Annotated in this window: 22 protein-coding genes; 10 read left to right on the top strand and 12 right to left on the bottom strand. The window is 63.7% G+C overall.

Going from position 1 to position 17,528, the window contains the following annotated elements:
• Positions 1-10: 10 nt before the first annotated feature.
• From AB4112_RS02560 to AB4112_RS02545, 4 genes are all read right to left on the bottom strand, one after another.
• Positions 11-1,237 carry an efflux RND transporter periplasmic adaptor subunit gene (locus AB4112_RS02560; protein ID WP_441716969.1) on the bottom strand — a complete coding sequence of 409 codons (1,227 nt, stop codon included), beginning with the start codon at positions 1,235-1,237 and terminating at the stop codon, positions 11-13.
• Positions 1,238-1,631: 394 nt separating this feature from the next.
• Entirely contained in the window at positions 1,632-2,030 is a 399-nt protein-coding gene (locus tag AB4112_RS02555; protein ID WP_441716968.1) for a heme-binding protein, read from the bottom strand.
• Positions 2,031-2,145: 115 nt separating this feature from the next.
• Positions 2,146-3,057: a LysR family transcriptional regulator gene (locus AB4112_RS02550; RefSeq protein WP_441716967.1), complete on the bottom strand. Its 912-nt coding sequence runs from the start codon at positions 3,055-3,057 to the stop codon at positions 2,146-2,148.
• 759 nt (positions 3,058-3,816) lie between these two features.
• Complete coding sequence (locus AB4112_RS02545; protein WP_441716966.1) at positions 3,817-4,755, bottom strand: pyridoxamine 5'-phosphate oxidase family protein; 939 nt, start codon at positions 4,753-4,755, stop codon at positions 3,817-3,819.
• A 220-nt stretch (positions 4,756-4,975) separates the two neighbouring features.
• Between AB4112_RS02545 and AB4112_RS02540 the strand changes: the two genes are divergently transcribed.
• From AB4112_RS02540 to AB4112_RS02510, 7 genes are all read left to right on the top strand, one after another.
• Positions 4,976-5,869, top strand: a complete 894-nt coding sequence (locus AB4112_RS02540; protein ID WP_309796662.1) for a LysR family transcriptional regulator — start codon at positions 4,976-4,978, stop codon at positions 5,867-5,869.
• Positions 5,870-6,001: 132 nt separating this feature from the next.
• Positions 6,002-6,532, top strand: a complete 531-nt coding sequence (locus tag AB4112_RS02535) for an alpha/beta fold hydrolase (RefSeq protein WP_441716965.1) — start codon at positions 6,002-6,004, stop codon at positions 6,530-6,532.
• A 238-nt stretch (positions 6,533-6,770) separates the two neighbouring features.
• Positions 6,771-7,460, top strand: a complete 690-nt coding sequence (locus AB4112_RS02530) for an isochorismatase family cysteine hydrolase (RefSeq protein ID WP_309796668.1) — start codon at positions 6,771-6,773, stop codon at positions 7,458-7,460.
• Positions 7,461-7,608: 148 nt separating this feature from the next.
• Positions 7,609-8,400, top strand: a complete 792-nt coding sequence (locus AB4112_RS02525; RefSeq protein ID WP_309796670.1) for a type 1 glutamine amidotransferase domain-containing protein — start codon at positions 7,609-7,611, stop codon at positions 8,398-8,400.
• Positions 8,401-8,446: 46 nt separating this feature from the next.
• On the top strand, positions 8,447-8,926 hold the full coding sequence (locus AB4112_RS02520) for a DUF4437 domain-containing protein (protein ID WP_309796672.1): 480 nt from the start codon (positions 8,447-8,449) through the stop codon (positions 8,924-8,926).
• A 208-nt stretch (positions 8,927-9,134) separates the two neighbouring features.
• Positions 9,135-9,527, top strand: coding sequence for a nuclear transport factor 2 family protein (locus AB4112_RS02515; RefSeq protein ID WP_309796673.1), 393 nt, complete (start codon positions 9,135-9,137; stop codon positions 9,525-9,527).
• Positions 9,528-9,590: 63 nt separating this feature from the next.
• Positions 9,591-10,931 carry an MFS transporter gene (locus AB4112_RS02510; RefSeq protein WP_309796674.1) on the top strand — a complete coding sequence of 447 codons (1,341 nt, stop codon included), beginning with the start codon at positions 9,591-9,593 and terminating at the stop codon, positions 10,929-10,931.
• A 287-nt stretch (positions 10,932-11,218) separates the two neighbouring features.
• On the opposite strand, the gene AB4112_RS02505 is transcribed toward AB4112_RS02510, so the two are convergent.
• Both AB4112_RS02505 and AB4112_RS02500 read right to left on the bottom strand, forming a co-directional pair.
• Positions 11,219-11,476 (bottom strand): DUF1272 domain-containing protein, encoded by a 258-nt coding sequence (locus AB4112_RS02505; RefSeq protein ID WP_441716964.1) that lies wholly within the window; start codon positions 11,474-11,476, stop codon positions 11,219-11,221.
• Between the two features lie 19 nt (positions 11,477-11,495).
• Positions 11,496-12,182: an antibiotic biosynthesis monooxygenase family protein gene (locus tag AB4112_RS02500; protein WP_441716963.1), complete on the bottom strand. Its 687-nt coding sequence runs from the start codon at positions 12,180-12,182 to the stop codon at positions 11,496-11,498.
• A 164-nt stretch (positions 12,183-12,346) separates the two neighbouring features.
• Here AB4112_RS02500 and AB4112_RS02495 point away from each other — a divergent pair, with 164 nt between their 5' ends.
• The gene (locus AB4112_RS02495; protein WP_309796680.1) at positions 12,347-12,874 is read left to right on the top strand and encodes a TetR/AcrR family transcriptional regulator; all 528 of its coding nucleotides are present in this window, start codon (positions 12,347-12,349) and stop codon (positions 12,872-12,874) included.
• On the opposite strand, the gene AB4112_RS02490 is transcribed toward AB4112_RS02495, so the two are convergent.
• The 6 genes from AB4112_RS02490 to AB4112_RS02465 form a co-directional block, all read right to left on the bottom strand.
• Positions 12,850-13,224: a methylated-DNA--[protein]-cysteine S-methyltransferase gene (locus tag AB4112_RS02490; RefSeq protein ID WP_441716962.1), complete on the bottom strand. Its 375-nt coding sequence runs from the start codon at positions 13,222-13,224 to the stop codon at positions 12,850-12,852. The two genes, AB4112_RS02495 and AB4112_RS02490, sit on opposite strands and share 25 nt — an antisense overlap.
• The gene (locus AB4112_RS02485; RefSeq protein ID WP_441716961.1) at positions 13,206-13,379 is read right to left on the bottom strand and encodes a hypothetical protein; all 174 of its coding nucleotides are present in this window, start codon (positions 13,377-13,379) and stop codon (positions 13,206-13,208) included. Before AB4112_RS02485 ends, AB4112_RS02490 begins: the two co-directional genes overlap by 19 nt.
• Positions 13,380-13,469: 90 nt before the next feature.
• A complete protein-coding gene (locus AB4112_RS02480; protein WP_441716960.1) occupies positions 13,470-13,658 on the bottom strand; it encodes a hypothetical protein in 189 nt (62 codons plus the stop codon).
• A gap of 252 nt (positions 13,659-13,910) precedes the next feature.
• On the bottom strand, positions 13,911-14,420 hold the full coding sequence (locus AB4112_RS02475; RefSeq protein ID WP_441716959.1) for a DUF1993 domain-containing protein: 510 nt from the start codon (positions 14,418-14,420) through the stop codon (positions 13,911-13,913).
• Between the two features lie 97 nt (positions 14,421-14,517).
• The gene (locus AB4112_RS02470) at positions 14,518-15,654 is read right to left on the bottom strand and encodes an alkene reductase (RefSeq protein ID WP_441716958.1); all 1,137 of its coding nucleotides are present in this window, start codon (positions 15,652-15,654) and stop codon (positions 14,518-14,520) included.
• 95 nt (positions 15,655-15,749) lie between these two features.
• On the bottom strand, positions 15,750-16,523 hold the full coding sequence (locus AB4112_RS02465; RefSeq protein ID WP_309796691.1) for an SDR family NAD(P)-dependent oxidoreductase: 774 nt from the start codon (positions 16,521-16,523) through the stop codon (positions 15,750-15,752).
• A gap of 155 nt (positions 16,524-16,678) precedes the next feature.
• Here AB4112_RS02465 and AB4112_RS02460 point away from each other — a divergent pair, with 155 nt between their 5' ends.
• Together AB4112_RS02460 and AB4112_RS02455 are read left to right on the top strand one after the other, a co-directional pair.
• Complete coding sequence (locus AB4112_RS02460; RefSeq protein WP_309796692.1) at positions 16,679-17,170, top strand: TetR/AcrR family transcriptional regulator; 492 nt, start codon at positions 16,679-16,681, stop codon at positions 17,168-17,170.
• Positions 17,171-17,252: 82 nt separating this feature from the next.
• Positions 17,253-17,528: a hypothetical protein gene (locus AB4112_RS02455; protein ID WP_441716957.1), complete on the top strand. Its 276-nt coding sequence runs from the start codon at positions 17,253-17,255 to the stop codon at positions 17,526-17,528.

Raw genomic sequence — 17,528 nt, 5'->3', positions numbered from 1 at the left:
AGCCCCAGTCCTAGTCGAATGCGACTTTGAGGGTTTCGGCGTGAGGAGCGACGGTGGCGCCCGGGCGGACGGTCGGGATGCCGTCGACGATCACGCGGTCGGAGGGTTCGAGGCCGGAGCGGATGACGCGCAGGCCTTCGCGGAGATCACCGATCTGGACCAGCTTCGGCGTGACCACGTTGCTGTCGCTGACGGTCAGGACGATATGGTTCGACTGGTCGGGCAGGACGGAAGCGTCCGGCACGAGCATGGCCATCGCGGGGGCCGACACGTCGACGCGGACGCGGGCGAAGCCGCCGGGCGTCAGGAGGCCGTCGGTATTGGGGACGGTGGCGCGGGCATGGATGGTACCGCTCGAGCGGTCGAGGGTATTGTCGATGAAGTCGAGCGTGCCCTCATGGGTGAAGCTCTTCTCGTCGGCGAGCGAGATCTGCACCTTGTCGGCGAGCGGGCCGGCCTGCTTCTGACGATCCCGCAGGAACGTCATGTAGTCGGCCTCGCTCATGTCGAAGTTCAAGTAGATCGAGTCGGTGGAGACGACGGTGGCGAGCAGGGTGGTGGGGCTGGTGCCCGCGCGGCTGCCCGCGATCAGGTTGCCGACCGAGACCTGGTGCGTGCCGATGTGGCCGGTGAAGGGGGCCGTGATGCGGGTGTGGTCGAGATCGAACGTGGCGTCGCGCACAGCGGCCATGGCGTCGTCGAGGGCCGCCTGGGCCGACCGCTGCTCGGCGGCCTTCTGGTCGGCGTTCTGGACGCTGCCGTTGCCGGTCTGCTTCAGCGAATTGGCGCGGACGAGTTCCTGGTTGGCGAGATCAAGCCGGGCCTGGGCGCTTTGGACCTGGGCGGCGGCTTGGCTCAGCTTGATCTGGTAGGGGGTGGGGTCGATCTCGAACAGGAGGTCGCCCTGGTGGACGATGTCGCCGTCCTTGAAGCCGATCTGGGTGAGGGTGCCGCCGACCTGGGCGCGCAGTTCGACGCTCTGGACGGCCGAGAACTGGCCGAGGAACTCGAGGCGGCCGGCGACGTCGCGCTGCACCGGGGCGCTGACGGCGACGCTCGGCAAAGCGGCCGGTGCGACGGACGCGGCCTGCGAGGCCATCAGCTGCGGGCCGGCGATAACCCCGCCCGCGACCAGGCCCAAGACGATCAGGGAAACGCCCCAGGCCTTGAAACCGGGCTTCTTGGAATGCTGGCCGCTGACTGCTCCAGCCTGGCGATGAGTGAGTACGTCCGACATGTTGCCCTCGCTAATTCATCGATCTGGTTGAGTCCGCGATAACTATCTATCGATAGGTTGATGGAGAATAGATAGATGCCGGTGTGAGGGGCTGTCAACATCTATCTATCGATAGAGCGGCACTTACGCTGCGGTCATCCAGAACGGCTGAGCCGGGATCGGCTCACGAGAAACGAGGACGGGGGCCTGGCTCCAGGACCCCGCGCCCCTAATGCGGCAGCTTGCCTTGGATCCTCGCCACGCCGGCACGGGCACAGACCTCGTCCTTGTCGCCGCCGGGCGAGCCGCCGACGCAGATCCCGGCCACGATCTAGTTGTGTGCCTCGATGGCGGCACCGCCGGGGAGGGCCGTGACGTTCGAGGTCGATGCCAGGGATTGGGCCGTACGCGGCGGTTATTTCGTTAGGACGACCGGGGACTGGCTGGTCGTGGTCACCTGGAAGGTCGGTCCCATGGTGACGATCGTGTACGCCTTGCGATAGGCGCAATCGTTGGTATGGATCATCGCGTTGTCGCCGCGCAGGACGACTTGCGGGGTGCCGGACACATCGACCACGGTCGCCGTGACGTCATACCCAGTTGCTGCGCAGGTCCGGACAGCCTCCTGGGAAGCCTCGAGCGCCAGATCCATTGGCAGGATGAACCCGCTCTTTGACACCTGTGCCGCCGCCGGCCCGGAAGCGACCGTCGCGCCCAACATAAGAGCGATTGCGGCGACTGCCGCCGGCAGGCGAAAAATCCTGCGGTCCTCAGTATCGGTGACCACACGGGACGTTGCTCTCAAACTTGCCATTGGTGCCCTCGATCGACGAACGACGTCATTGGAGCACGCTGCAACCAGCTCGCGTGCGGTCCACGAATGGCATCCTTCGATTAGACAGAAAATCGGGGGATTATGCGTTTCTCTATTACGATTCTTGCAACAATTCGCCGAACTCGGTGCGCAAGCCGGTACCGATCTCATCGATGAACGCGCGCACCTTCGCGGGAATATATCGTCCTGGCGGCTGTACGATGTTGATCGGCACGCCGTGGACGGTGCATTCCGGCAGGATCTCCACCAGGCGCCCAGCCTTCACGTGCGGCGCGGCCTGATAGGAGACAAGGGAGATGATGCCAAGACCGGCCGCCGCCGCTGCGGCAGCGGACTCGGTCGAGCTGACCACGAGCCGGGGCTTGACGGATATATGGGTCATCCCATCCGGGCCCTTGATCGGCCAGCGCTCGGGAATCGGGTTGAAGGTGCCGCACGAGATCGTGCTGTGCTTCAGCAGTTCGGAGGGCGTCGCCGGCGTGCCGTGTTCGGCCAGGTAGGCTGGGTTGGCGTAGATCGCGAGCTTCACTGCCCCGGCCCACGTCACGCGCAATGATGTATCGCGCGGCTTGCCGAGCCGCACCCCGACATCGAGACCCTCCTCAACCAACGAAACGACCCGATCGAGCAGCATCACCTGCGCGTCGATCTGAGGATGTTTTTCCAAGAAACGATTCAGGAGCGGCATCAGATGCTGCCGGCCGAAATTGATGGGCGCGGTGATACGCAGCAATCCGCTCGGCTCCGTTTCTTCCGGCGCCGCACCTTCGAACTCAGCATGGGCTGCAAGCAGCATCCGGGCGCGCGTCAGATAGACCATGCCCGCTTCGGTAAGTGCGACCGATCGCGTTGTCCTGTTGAACAACTGTGTCGAGAGACCTTCCTCCAGTTCCGCAATGGCGCGGGTCACCGCGGCCGGAGTGCGTCCGAGCCTGCGCGCTGCCGCTGCGAAACTGCCCTGCTCGGTGACGGCCACGAAAACGGCCACGGCGTCGAGACGGTCCATGGTCGATCTCAGACCGGCGCCGGCCGGCCATCGGGCCGTCGGCGGAGCAGGACGCGGTGCTGCCACCAGCGACTGTGCCCTTGCGGACGAGCAGCGAAGCTAGTGCGGCCGTCGGCCGCTCTGCTCCTCGCGCTGCTCGCTCTCGCCTGGTTGATACGCATTTCCTTACCGTGTACATCTATCGATAGATTGATAGCCGTAAAGCGAGCTCACTTGGGAGTCAATATCTATCTATCGATAGACAGATTTCGGCCGGACGCGCAGGCACCTCTGGGCTCGCGCCAGAACGGGCGGAGCTCAAGGCTGCAGAGATCTTCCCGGACCAGGGCACCTGGATGGGCGCGATCCTCCTTCGCCGCGCAGCGCGCGAGCGAAGCCAACCGAGTTTGGCCTGCAAGGACGTCCGCTCGATGAGCGAGGCGTCCACTGGTGCTTCGCCGTGCGCGGTTTCTCTCCGTGCGGCCCCCGGGGCGCCTGACGATTTCGGCTCACACGCAGGGCGCTACTGCCTTGCCGTGGAAGGCCGCTCAGCGGCCATCACGACGACCGCTCATTGCCCTTGGTCGGCGATCGCCGCCACCCGGCCGCGACACAGTTCTCGTCCTTGTCGCCCCCGAGACAGCAGCCGACGCCAAGGCCTGCGGCGATTTTCGTTCCCACGCTTGATCGCGACCGTGCCGAGGAACGCCACGACATTGCGGCGCTGGCGAGCTATGCGCCGGTCCCGTTGCGTTATTTGGTGACGAGCGATCGCGGAAGTCACTCTGATGGGGGCGGCGGAACAGGTGACCGCAGACGCGCCTCGATCTCCTCCCACGTCCCGGTCCGAGCGAGGAACGGCGAGTAGTCCGGCGGCGAAAAGCGGCCGGGCAATGCCTTCTCGACCCGACGTACCTCGCGCACATGAAAGCGGACGAGACGCTGGGCGCCGTCAAAGGCCTCCAGTTCTGCGCCTTCCCAGATCACCTCCGCCTCGGCACGGACCTGCAAGAAGCCGCCGTTGTCGAAATCCACGAAAAGCAGCCCGACCCGTGGATCGATGGCGATGTTGCCGAGCGTGTTGAAAATGAAATTCCCGACAAAATCCGGCGCGGTCAAAGTCTGGGCGTCGTCTACTCGGATAAAGCCGGGGCGCCCCCCGCGATGGGATACGTCTGGGCCGCCGTGTTGGCGGTCCGTGGCGGACGGATTATTGCTGGCGATGAAAAAGCTGTCGGCACGGCGTATCAGCGACGCCGCGGCGGCGTCCACGGCCTCGCTCCGGACGAGGATCGGCGATGATGTTGGCGGCGTGGCCACGAAGATCGTCTCGCGGGCTTGGATGTACTTCTGGCAGATGCCCATCGTCTGCTGCACCGCCAGGAGGAACCCGTTCGCGGACAGGGCCTCTACGACGCCGATCGCCCGATTGCGCCGGCGGGTCGGAAGCTCGATGCCGAGCAGCGCCAGGGCTGTCCCTACATGGAGGTTCGCCTCGAGCAGATCGCCAAAGAGGGGCAGGGCATCGACGCGGAGATGATGCGTGTCCGGCGCGCTGACGAAGCCGGGATCTCCCATGACGACCGATGCGGCTGGGTCGCCCTGCTCCCCAACCGAGCCGATGAAGGCGATCGGCAGCAGCGGGAAGAACACACGATGCTGGGCCGTCAGGTAGCGCCGAACCGACCGGCGGCCGACGGTGTCGATCTTCGCCTCCATCCCCAGGCGACTTTGAACCTGGAGCTCGCCTTCGTGGAAGGGTGAGCCTGGTAGGTCCCAACCCGGCTCTGGACGGGGAGGCGGTTCCATCGACCCACTCCTTCATCGCAACCGTACCTGTCGCTAGAGCGGTATACGCTGCCATCAACGGACAAGAGCAACTATGCCGGATTCTCGGAGAGATCATGTTATAGCGTGCAATAATCCCCTGGAGCGCCGAATGGACCGTCTGGACGCTGTGACCATTTTTGTTGCCGTGGCGGAGCAGGGGAGTTTTGCCGCCGCTGCGCGGAAACTGCTGCGCACTCCGTCTGCCGTTACGCGTGCCGTGGCCGAACTTGAGACGCGGCTGAGTGCCCGGCTACTCAATCGGACGACCCGGTCGGTCGCCCTAACCGAGGCAGGGCAGCTCTATCTTGAGCGCGCCCGCGGTCTACTTGCCGCGAACGCGGAATTCGAAGGGGCCGCCCCGAGAGACGGCCAGCCGAGCGGTGTCCTCAACATCAGCGCCCCCGCGAATTTCGGCGCCCAGCATCTGATGCCGCTGGTCTGGTCCTTCCTCGAGCGATATCCGCGGGTCGAAGCCAGGGTCTGGCTGCTCGATCGTGTGGTTTCCATGGTGGAGGAAGGAATTGATGTCGCGCTCCGCTATGGGAAGCTACCGGACTCCTCGCTGCGTGCCACGAAGGTCTTCGAGGCGAAGACGACCGTCTATGCCAGCCCTTCTTACATCGCACGCCATGGCGTCCCCGCTACGCCGGCGGAGCTCGTCCGCCATCGAACCATCTCCACCTGGCCCCTCAATCCGGTCCCGGAACGCTGGTCGTTCGGCAATCCCGACAACAGCCAGCAGGTGATGATCAAGCCGCGGCTGGTGGTCAACACGACCGAGGCTGCGGCCGACGCCGCCGCGGCCGGCCTCGGTCTCGCCTATCTCGTCTCTTATCAGGCGGCCCGGCATCTGGCGGCCGGGCATCTAGTCGAAGTGCTGGCCGAATACAGCGTCGAACGCATCCCTTTCCACATCGTCCAGCAGGCCGGCCGCTATACGCCACCGAAAGTGCGCGCCTTCATCGACGAGATCGGCCGAGACCTGCGGCGCCAGTTCGCATAGGGCAGCGGCCCATTATTGCGGAATCTGTAATAGAGAAACGCAAGTTCCTCGAATTCCACGTCATTCATAAAGGGTGTCATCTCCAGGGCCATATCGCTTCGGCTGATGGTCGTATCACCCTGGGGGTGGCTCATGGCAACGTTTCACCGTCATGTCGCGGTCGACGACGTCGTTGTCTTCTACCGTGAAGCGGGCAAAGCGCGATGCGCCGCAATTGCTGCTGCTGCACGGGTCCCGTCCTCGTCGCACATGTACCGCAATCTCATTCCGGCCTTGGCGCAGCAGTATCATGTCGTCGCTCCGGACCTGCGCGGCTTCGGCTACACCGAAGGACCGGCGCGGGACCTATTCGCCTATAGGTTCGAGACCATCACGCATGTGGTCGACCGGTTCGTGGAAACGCTGGGGCTCGGCCGCTTCGTTCTGGTCGTGTTCGATGCCGGCGCGCCCGTGGGGTTCCGCCTGGAGATCGACGAACTGCGCTTCCAGCCCATACTGCTGAACACCGATGCCATGGGCGATCTCGAGAAGGCCAAGCATCGCGCCGCCGAGCTGGCAGGACGCCACGGCCGGATCCGGGTGCCGGCCACAGAAAGACACTCTCGCGTCCGACCGAAAGTCGGCCCTGTTGGTCAAATGCGGCAGGCCGGGGGTTCGAGATGAGAAAGAAGCATGACCAATCCAGATCCGCACTTCGGGGCGCCAGCCTACGCGACATCGAGATGGAAGCGATCTGCCGGAGCGTTCTGAATTTATCCTCTCGATCGCGGCCTATCGATAGATAGAGGGTTGACGGCCTCAGTTGGTGGCTTTATCTACCTATCGATAGATCATATCTGCGGACAAAGCTATCAGCTGCTCAGGGCTGACCCGTCAGCCTGGCACATAGAAGGGACCGAAAATGTTGTTCGAACACAAAGTCGATATGGAGATCAGTGGTGATCGCACCGCCCTGGTGCTCGTCGACATCCAGAATGATTTCCTCACTGACGGCGGCAAGTATTACGTCATGATCGAGGGCCTCATGAAAAAGAACAACGTGAATGCCAACCTTGAAGCCTTGCTTCGCGCCGCGAAGGATCACGGCTACCCGGTGTTCATGTCACCCCACTACTTCTTCCCGCACGATCATAAAGGCAAAACCCGCCTCAGCCCCATGGAAGACCTCGCCCTCCACGGCGGCGTCGTTGCGCGCGAGAGTCCTCTTCACACGCATGATGTCCCAGGCGGCGGCGCGGACGTTCCCGATCGATTCCGGCAGTTCATGGAGGACGAGAATACGACGGTCGTGTCGCGCCACGTCACATACGCGCCCACCAATGACCTCGCCTATTTGCTGCGTCGACGGAAGATCGAGACGGTTATCATGGCCGGCCCCGTGGCGAACCTCTGCCTCGAAGATCACATGCGCAACCTCATTCGAGACGGCTTCGAGACCGTGATGGTCCGTGACGCCGTCGCCGCCGCAGCGAACGAGGAAGGCTCTGGCCTGGACGCCGCTATGATCAACTGGCGCTTCATGGCCAACGCGGTGTGGACCACGGAAGAGACGGTGCGCCGGATGGCCGAGGCGGCCAAGGCAGCCGCCTGAAATCGACACGGCCCGCTCGGGCCGTCGACACCGAAGAAACGACAATCGAACACGGCGCACCACCGAGGCTTCGGTGGCTGGCGTTGCGCGTCCAGCCGGCATCACCCGCAAGCAAGCACAAGCAGCTTTTCGACCACAGGAGATTCAAATGAGTAAGGGCACTATCCTCGTCATCGGCTCGAACGCGACCGAGCTTGAGGCACAGGGCGGCGGCACGATCAAGATCGGCCAATTCCTGAACGAGACCGCCGTTCCCCTCATGACGCTCGTGGCCGCCGGCTACGATTTCGTCCTCGCCACTCCGACCGGCGAGAAACCGCATATGGATCAGGACTCCGACGCTCTGATCTACTTCGCCAACGATGACGAAGCGCGCAGCCGCGCCCGAGACTTCTTCAACGGCCATCCGTCTATGAACGATGTCCGCACGATCCGTTCCGTGATCGATGGTGGCCTCGACCGTTTCGTCGGTCTCTTCTTCCCGGGTGGCCACGCGCCCGTCGTCGATGTGATGCAGGACGCGGACGCCGGCGAGGTGCTGCGCTACTTCCATACCAAGAGCAAGCCGACCGCCGCCATCTGCCACGGCCCGACCGGCATCCTGGCGTCGCTGGACAATGCACACGAGTTCCGCGCCGCACTGATCGATGGCGACACGGCGAAGGCGCGCGAGCTGGCCAGGGGCTGGCAGTATGCGGGCTACAGGATGACTGTCTTCTCGCGCGGCGAGGAGGAGTATGCGGAAGACAACGTCTTCCACAAGAAGCTTATCTTCAACATGCCTGATGCGCTGGAAGCCGCCGGCGGCAACGTCGTCAACACCGACCAGAACTTCACCTCCTTCGTCGTCGTCGATCGCGAGCTGGTGACCGCTCAGAACCCGATGTCGGACCACGAACTGGCGGCCAAGTTCATCGAGGTGCTCGGCAAGTCAGCCTGACATCACATCGCCATCATCAGCAGCTGACAAAGTTCAGGAGAAAGCCATGAGATTACGATCACTGGCGGCCGTTGCCTTTGCGGCGCTCGCGGTCACGGCGACCGCGCAAGCGCAAGACAACACTTCCTTTCCCCCGGCCAACGGCGGTACGTCGGTCTCCAACCCAGCCAGCCACTATTCCTTCAGCGACACCGGCGCGAGAGGCGTGAACCCCAAGACCGGCATTCAGGTCGCGAACGTTTGGGGTGACGTGACGAAGGGTGCTCACGGTGCCTTCTTCCGGTTCGATTCGGGGTTCGTGAGCCCGCTCCACACCCATACCTACGACTACTACGCCGTGGTCATCAAAGGCGACCTGGAGAACTACCAGCCCGGCCAGAAGCCCGAGAAACTGGGGCCGGGCTCATACTGGTATCAGCGCGGTAAGGAAGCCCACACGACCGCCTGCGTCTCCAAGGAGGCGTGCGAGATCTACATCGTTCAGCAAAACAAGTTCGACGCGCAGATCCCGCCCAAGGTCGAATAGGCGGCTCGAGCTACTGTCGGACGCCCCCGAGGGAACCGTCGAACCGACGCTCTTCATACAGCGCATTGCAGCGCCCACCGCTGTGCGCCGCATGTCTGGCAGGTGACGGCATGACAACGGCCTGACCGGACCCAGCCGATCGCGGCGCCAGGCCACCTTCACCCCGCATGGCCAACGCCGTCGACAGCACACCCGATTGGAATTCAACATGACGACCGAGACCATCTCCGAACAGAACAAGAAGACCGTCCTGGCCTTTTACAAGGAGGCCCACTTCGACGGTGACGTCGATGGCGCCATCGCTCGCTATGTCGGCGACACGTACATCCAGCATACCCCGGCCGCCAATGACGGCGTCGAGGGCCTGCGCGCCTACATCAACGGCTTCCTGAAAGCCTTTCCCAATGCCAAGGGCGACATTCGCCGCGTCATCGCCGACGGCGATCTCGTTGCTGTCCACGCCCACTGGACTGGCCTCATCAGCCCGAATGGCGACGTTGGCGTCGACATTTTCCGAGTGACGGGCGGCAAGCTCGTCGAGCACTGGGACGTCATCGCGCCGATCCCCGACACCTCGAAGAACAGCAACAAAGTGTTTTGACACCCGGGGGCGAGGGCCGCTCCGACGGCCCTCGAAACAAGGTGCGGACACGGCGGAGATGTCATGGTGACCAACCGAGAAACCAACCTGACAAGCCCGCCGGTGCAGGGGGTAGCCACGCCGGTGAGCACCATGCCCGGCTTCTACGGTTGGCGCGTCGTCGCCGCCGCGTTCACCGTCGCGGTGTTCGGTTGGGGAACCGGTTTTTACGGCCCGCCCGTCTACCTGGAGGTTGTGCGCCAATCGCGGGGCTGGCCAATCGGGCTCATCTCGGGTGCCTTGACCTTGCATTTCCTGGTCGGCCTCGCCCTCATTCCGAACCTGCCCGCCCTCTACCGCCGTTTCGGACTGCCGATCGTCACCATCGTGGGCAGCGTCGTCATGGCGATCGGCCTTCTAGGCTGGGCTCTGGCAAGCGCTCCGTGGCAGCTCTACGCAGCCGCACTCTTGTCGGGCGCGGGATGGTCCGTCCTGGGCGCGGTTGCCGTCAATGCCATCGTTTCCCCTTGGTTCGCTGCCAAGCGCCCTTTGGCGCTCGGCGTCGCGTTCAACGGCGGCAGTGTCGGGGGCGTCATCTTTTCTCCTTTCTGGGTCGCGCTGATCGACAAGATCGGCTTCCCCGCCGCAGCGTTGGTCGTTAGCGTCGCGATGCTCGCGACTCTCGGCGCGTTGGCAGGTCTCGTGCTGACCCGGACACCCGAAAGCCTGAACCAGGCTCCCGATGGCGATGCTTTTGTCCCTTCGGCTCTTGTGGTCGACACGCCAGCAGAAACAACCGCTCCAACCCCAAGGCTCAACCTTTTCCACGATCGCGCCTTCCTGACGCTGTGCATCGGAATGACTTTGGCCTTGTTCGCGCAGACTGGGCTCGTCGCACACCTCGTTTCTGTACTCACGCCTGCGCTCGGAAGGCAAGGCGCTGGGTTGGCGGCCGGCACATCCGGAATTGCGGCCGTCGTCGGGCGTCTTGCTGTCGGTTGGCGCGCAACCGGCACCTCTAACTGGCGCGCCATTGCGTCGTACAGCCTCGTTGCTCAAGCGTTGGGATGTGGCGTGCTGCTCCTCTCTCACGGAAACAGCTCAACCCTCCTGGTGCTTGGGGTTGTGCTCTTCGGTCTTGGAGTCGGCAATGCCATCTCCGTGCCGCCGGTGATCGCCAACTTCGAATTTTCCGAGAAAGACGCCGCTAGAGCCGTCGCGTTGATCGTCGCCATTTCGCAGGGCGCTTACGCCATAGCCCCGACGGTATTCGGCCTGTTCCGCCAGTTTTGGTCCGATCAGACGATCTTCGTCATGGCAATCATCATCCAACTCGCGGCGATCTTCGCCTATCTGCTCGGACACCGCTCTCGCGCTGTCGCCACGCACCTTTGCGCGGTGCGAAGTCGGCCACGACCTGCTTGATCCATCGTCTGCGCCACCCGGGGCCGGCTTCCCGGCGAGTTTGCCGGGATGATGGCCTGGATTCTGCGGAACCCGAGCGGGCTCAACGGGAGCTCCATGCTCGACGCGCTGGTGATGGCCTACGTCGAGCTCCGCGAGGTGGTTCGCGCAAATGGGGGCGAGCCCACGCCGATCGTCTTGTGACATCACCAGATGGGCGGCACCGACAGGCCATAGATCCGGGCGGAAGGCGGCCGCCCGCCATCTCCCCCGGCGTGCCGCCGCGTTCTGGCGGGAATGGTCTCGGCCTACGCTGTGGCAGGCGCGCAGCCATCCTGCCTGACCACGCGCACCGTGGACGCCGGATACTTTTCCAGCTTTTCGACCGGACGAATGGGACGGGCGACGAGGTTTCCGCCGCAGTTCGGGCAACGTCCGCCCAGCGTCGCCTCCGTGCAATCCCGGCAAAACGTGCATTCGAAGCTGCAAATCATGGCATCGGCGGCCTCAGCCGGCAGGTCCTTGTTGCAGCATTCGCAACTGGGTCTGAGCTCCAGCATCTTCATCTCTCCTGACGCGCAGAGGTTAGGAATGGTTCGGCCGCGGGACGGTCCCGTCGCCGATTGCCGGGTAGTATTGGGGGCTCTCGCGCCGGTCGAACATGCCGTAGTCCCGGACCACGCGCACAATACGATGACGCAATTGATCGGCGCCGGCGCCCACGGCCGGCGTGAACTGCTCGGCAGCGGGCCGATCCCGCCACGACGCTAGGAGCACCAGCTTCCCCTTGTTGTAGATGCTGGCAAAAACGTCGTAATCGATCAGGTTCCTCGCTTCCCGATCGAGCCGCAGCCAGTCCGGAAGCGCCGCGGCCGTCACGCCGGGTTGAGGCTGTACCTCGGTCAACGTCACGAATTTGGCCGGACCGATCTCCGTCTCGTCCAACCGCTGCTCGACGAGCGAGGCGCCGGGCGGCGGCGCCGTGTCCGCCACGATCTCGCCCACGCGCAGATGATAGTCCTGGAATACCTCGTCCCGCCCGCGCGCTTGAGTATCGTGATGCTTGGCCAAAGTGCGCCAGCGCACGACCGACTTTTCGTCGCGCCAAGTCGAGTGTGAGAGGATCCATCCGGGGCGACGGGTGCTCTCGAAACGCTCGTTATCGATAAAGCCATCGATCCCTTCCAGGATCGGCTTCAGCTCCCTCGCGAGGTCCAGATAGAGGTCGAATCGCTCCGGCCTGGGATGGACTTCGAAGATCACCGAGAACATCGCCTTCTCCTCCGATTGCCACGATCGCCCGGCGCTCGCGTGCAGGCGCCGGCCCGTTGCAGCCCGTCCGGCTCGACTTTCCTCTATCGATGGATAGAGAGATACCCATTGCGCTTTCTGGAGGCAAGGACTATCTATCGGGAGGTAGTTACAGGAGAGGGTCCATGAGTGACATCAAGACCGCGATCATGAATGCCGCCGAACGGCGCATGCAGGTCGGCGGCTTCGGCGGATTCAGCTTCCGGGAACTTGCGGCCGATGTCGGCGTCAAGAGCTCGAGTGTCCATTACCATTTCCCGACCAAGGAGGCGCTCGCGGCAGCCGTCATTCGTCGCTGGGCCGAGGAAACGTCGAAATTCATCGACGAAGAGCTGGAGAAGGATTCCGATCCAGTTCGAGTGTGGACGAAGGCGTTCCGCGGAACGGCGGTTTCCGAAGGGCATATGTGCCCCTGCACGGTCTTGGGCGCCGCGTCACAGGACCTGCCGCCTGAGGTCTCGCGGGAGGTCAAGGGCTTCTTTAAGATGTGCCTCGACAAGTTGACTGCCGAAGGGCTTTCGGCGAGCAATGCCGCCGAGTTCTTGTCGACCATCACGGGCGCCTTGGTCGTGGCCAACGCCCTCGGCGACACGACCGCCTATGACCAGGCCACCAGCGACCTGCTGCGTCAACGCGAGGCGGCGCTCGCTTGAGCGCCGGCGACACTGACCTTCCCGCGGAGTGATGGACCCGCTGGGAGGTTAGCAGTTTCAGCCGCGTTCCCGACGAGATGGATCGCTCGGCGCTTGGACGAGCTACTCACGCGATGACAGGGCGCCATGATCGATATCTGGCTGCGGCCATTCGCGGCGCCGACCGCGCTCATCGCGGCTGGATGGCCGATTTGGCGCGCGACGTCGCCGTAGCTGTGGGTCTCGCCGTAGGAGACGGTCAGGAGTGCCTGCCAGACCCTCGCCTGAAAGGGCGTGCCGGCGAAGGCGAGCGGGACATCGATATCTTTGCACTTCCCTTGGAAATATTCGGTCAGCTGCCGCTCGGCCACGCCAAGCGGGCTGCTGTCAGGATTTTCGGTAGAGCGCCGAGGCGAACCCGACGCGGGTTGTCGTGCTCCCACAAGATGTGGGCCAGGCCGTCGTCATGACCCACCAGCTTGAGCGCGCCAACCGGCGAGCCGACCCATTTGAAGACCAGGTTCACCAGCGGAATTCTCGGCAGGCAGCATCCGGATAAGATCGTCACGCAGAGCCATCCGGACAATTCAGCGGCTTCGCGGCGGAGCAGGTGGTCTCACCTCCGTCGGTCGCCGTCGGGGCGCCCCGCCCAGTGGGAAAGGTCCCAGGCCATCTCGAAGCCGCTCTTCAACTCACGGTTGGTCGGCACAGACCGTTCCTCCCCGCGATCGAGCCCCACAATGACGTGGATCGGATCTTTCGTCTGCAGGTCGTTAACCGTGCGCGTGACAGGCTTGTCGTCCATCTCATCTTCTAAGTAGGTAAACCCATCTGAGCGAGCTATCTATCGATAGATCCTATTACAACCTATGCGCCGTCCGGCGAGGTTCAAGGGCGCCCGGGCGACGAAGTGGAGCGCGCTCGCGGCCCCAATGAAGGGCTCGGCGGATATGCCGCCGGGCCCAGCATCGCCATGCCCCCGGGCAAGAGCTTGTCCCAGCAACACGGCTCCGCTTCGCCCACCCCGACGCTCGGGGCGGCGAAGGTTGGCGACGCCTCAGGCGTCGACCCAGTCAATGGGCCCGAGGAAGTCCATCTTGCCGACGTCGACGCCGTAGTGCCGGAGCACGGCATATGCCATGGCGACGTGGAAATAGACGTTCGGGATCGTCAGTTGCAGCAAGTAATTCGGGCCGACGAGGACCTTGCCGGCCGGCGCGAAAGACAGGCTGACCCGTTGCTCGGCCGCATCGGCGTACTGCGTCTCCGCCACGCTCTCCACAAAGGCGACGGTTTTCCGGATGCGAGCGCGCACCTCGTCGATCGTCTGCTCGGTATCGTCATGCTTGGGCGGCTTCTGCCCGGAGAGCCAGGCTGCGGCTGCGTTGAGATAGTCGCACGCGCTTTGGACCTGGTAGATGAAGGGCTTCATGTCGGGTGCAAGGCGGCCGCTCATCAGCACACCGACGTCGAGGTGCTTCGCCGCCGCATGCTCCTCTGCCTTATCGAGCCAGGTCTCGACGTTCTCCACAGTCTGTGCGCATTGCGTAATCGCTTGGTAGTACATGGGAATTTCCCCCCATCCGTTCCGTTCGTGGAAGCCTCAAGGCATGGGAGAATCCTAGCCGCGGATGCTGACCAGGCCACGACCTTGTCCAGTTTGCTCAGGCGACCTCGGCCTCACCGGCTTCGACCTCCTCATAAGTCGGGTAGTCCGTGTACCCACGGGCCTCAAACCCATAGAAGCTGCTCCGGTCATAGCGATTGAGCGGCAGGCCGAGCTCGATGCGCTTCGGCAGGTCCGGGTTCGCGATGAAGTGGCGGCCGAACGCGATCAGGCTGGCGACGCCACCCGCGACGGCGGTCTCCGCCGTGTCCGGCTCGAAGCCGCCGGCCGCGATGATCGGCCCTTTGAAGATCTGTCCCAGCTCCTGTGCAGCGACCGGCCCCATGCCTTCGGCGATCAGATCGTCGCCTTTGATCCGGGGCTCGATCAGGTGGAGATAGGCGAGGTTGAGCTCATTGAGGCGCTCAGCGACGTGGCGGAACAGATTCCGTGGGTCACTGTCGGCCATCCCGTTGAACGTGCCGCTCGGCGCGATGCGCACACCCACCCGATCGGCGCCCATGACGGTGATCAGCGCCTCGGCCACCTCCAAGAGCAGCCGCGTCCGGTTCTCGACGGAACCACCGTAGCGATCGGTCCGCTTGTTGCTGTTGTCCTGTAGAAATTGGTCGATCAAATGGCCGTTGGTCGCCATGAGTTCGACGCCGTCGAAACCCGCTCGCTTCGCATTGCCAGCGGCGACACGGTATTGCTCGATGATGCCGGCGATCTCCGCCGTTTCAAGCGCCCGGTGCGGCGACGGCTGCGAAAGGCCGTCCGGCGTCACGACCAGCATTTTCGGGTCGACCCAGTAGGTCGGATCAACCGAGGCCGTGACCGGCTCCTCGCCAGTCGTCGCGATGTGCGTCGTACGGCCGGCATGCCAGAGCTGGACGAACATGCGACCGCCCTTGGCATGAACCGCGTCCGTGACGCGCTTCCAGCCCGCGACCTGTTCGTCGCTATAGATTCCGGGCGCACCCCGGTAGCCGCGGCCGGTCGCCGAGATTGCCGTGGCTTCGGTGAAGATCAGCCCGCCGTCCGAGGCACGCTGGCCATAGTATTCGATGTTCAGATCGCTCGGAGCGCCGCTCGGCCACTGAGCGCGCAGGCGGCTCAACGGGGGCATAACGACGCGATGCTTGAGCGTGATGGCGCCGATCTGAATCGGGGTGAAGAGTGTGTTGCGAGCCATGGTGATTCGCCCTGGGGAAGAAGGGCCGCGCCGCTTTTCAGTCGGCGCGGCCCCATGTTGTTATGTTTGAGATGAGATGACGATGATGCCGACCGTCACTGGCGGCCGGCCATGACGCCGCCGTCGACCGGCAGCACGACGCCGGTGATGAAGCTCGCCTGATCCGAGGCTAGGAACAGCAGCGCCTCGGCCACGTCCGCCACCTGGCCATTGCGGCCCAGCGGATGGAACGTATTGAAGGTCGGTAGCACCTCTTTGACCTGCTCCGGCGTCAGGAAGGTGTCGTAGACCGGCGTCTCGATCACCGCCGGGGCAATTGCATTCACACGGATCTTGTCGGCCGCCAACTCGATCGCGAGATTCTTGACCAGTGCATGGACGCCGGCCTTCGCCGCGGAATAGGCCGAAGACGGCGTGGCGCCGATCGCCTGCAGAGCCCACATGGACCCGGTCTGCACGATGGCGCCGCCACGGCCGGCCGCCTTCATAGCCTTCGCGGCGGCCTGCGCCGTGAAGAACGTGCCTTTCAGGATGTTGTCGAGGAAATGGTCGTATTCCTGCTCGGTCACCTCGAGAAACGGCTTCGGAGCGAAGATGCCGGCATTATTGAACAGCATATCGAGCCGGCCGAACCGGTCGAGTGCCGTCTTGACGAGCGCCTCGCCGGTTGCCGGTAGCGAGACGTCGCCGGTGTAGACGGCGACGCGCGTCCCGGTGGGGTCGATTTCGCGCGCGGCTGCCTCGGCCTTGAGGCCATTGCGACCGTTGATGACGACCGAGCCACCCTCGGCGACGAACCGGGTGGCGACCTCCTTGCCCATGCCCGAACCACCGCCGGTGACGATCGCAATCTTGTTCTGGAAGCGCATGTCTTTTCTCCGCAGCTGAGTCTATCTATCGATAGGTTGATGCGCCACAAATAGCCCTGGCTATTCCGGCCGTCAAGGTCTATCTACCGGTAGAGATATTTCTATCTATCGATAGAAAGAGGAGGATGGGGGTGAATGAAACTGCCGAGAGACTGATGGACCTGGCGGAGGGCCATATGCGCCACGCGGGATATGGCGGCTTCAGCTTTCGTGATCTTGCGGCCGAGATCGGCATCAAGAGCGCGAGCGTCCATCATCATTTTCCGACGAAAGCCACGATGGCTGCCGCCGTCGCCCGGCGTTACTCCGACCGATTTTTTGCAAAGGTCGCGCGGAGCCCGGACGAGACAGCCGACGAGGTCATTGCCGCCTATCGCTCAGCGTTCAAGGCGGCGCTCGACCAGGATGGCACGATGTGCCTCTTCGGCGTTCTCGGTGCCGAATCGGGTGGGCTGTCGCCTGAAGTTGCCAGCGAAATCCTGTCGTTCTTCCGTCGGTGCATTGCGGACTTGTCCCAGCGCATCGGCGGTCCGGACGCAGAGGCACGGGCGTTCCAGGTCATTGCGACCCTCGAGGGCGGCATGATGCTCGCTCGCGCCTACCAGGACACCACGGCATTCGACCACGCCGCCGACGGGCTCCTGTAACCCACTCGGCCTCCGCGCGGACGGGAGATCGCCCGCGCGGAGGCGACGGTCGAGGCGTTTCGACAAAAGCTGAGGCAACGAGATGAGTGGAGAATCGAGGCTGGACGACGAGGCGGCTGTCGAGTTCCATAACCGCCATGCCAAACAGATCGTCGAGCAAATCGTGAAGGAGCCGATCGCGGCCGGTGGCACCATGTCGGACGTGATGGTGCTCTGCGAGAGTGTGCTGGTCGGCGTTGTCCTGGGGTGCTTTCAGCTCGGCAGCGACGTGAAGGTGCTGGACCTGATCGTCGGCCGGGTGAAGGAACGGCTCGCCAAGGTGCGCCTTGAAGACCTCGAGCCCGAAGGAAACGGGTGA

The organism is Inquilinus sp. 2KB_23, assembly GCF_052115705.1.
Lineage (GTDB): Bacteria > Pseudomonadota > Alphaproteobacteria > DSM-16000 > Inquilinaceae > Inquilinus > Inquilinus ginsengisoli_A.
Note: the sequence above shows the minus strand (reverse complement) of the source record. Positions and strands in the feature narration are given on the sequence as shown.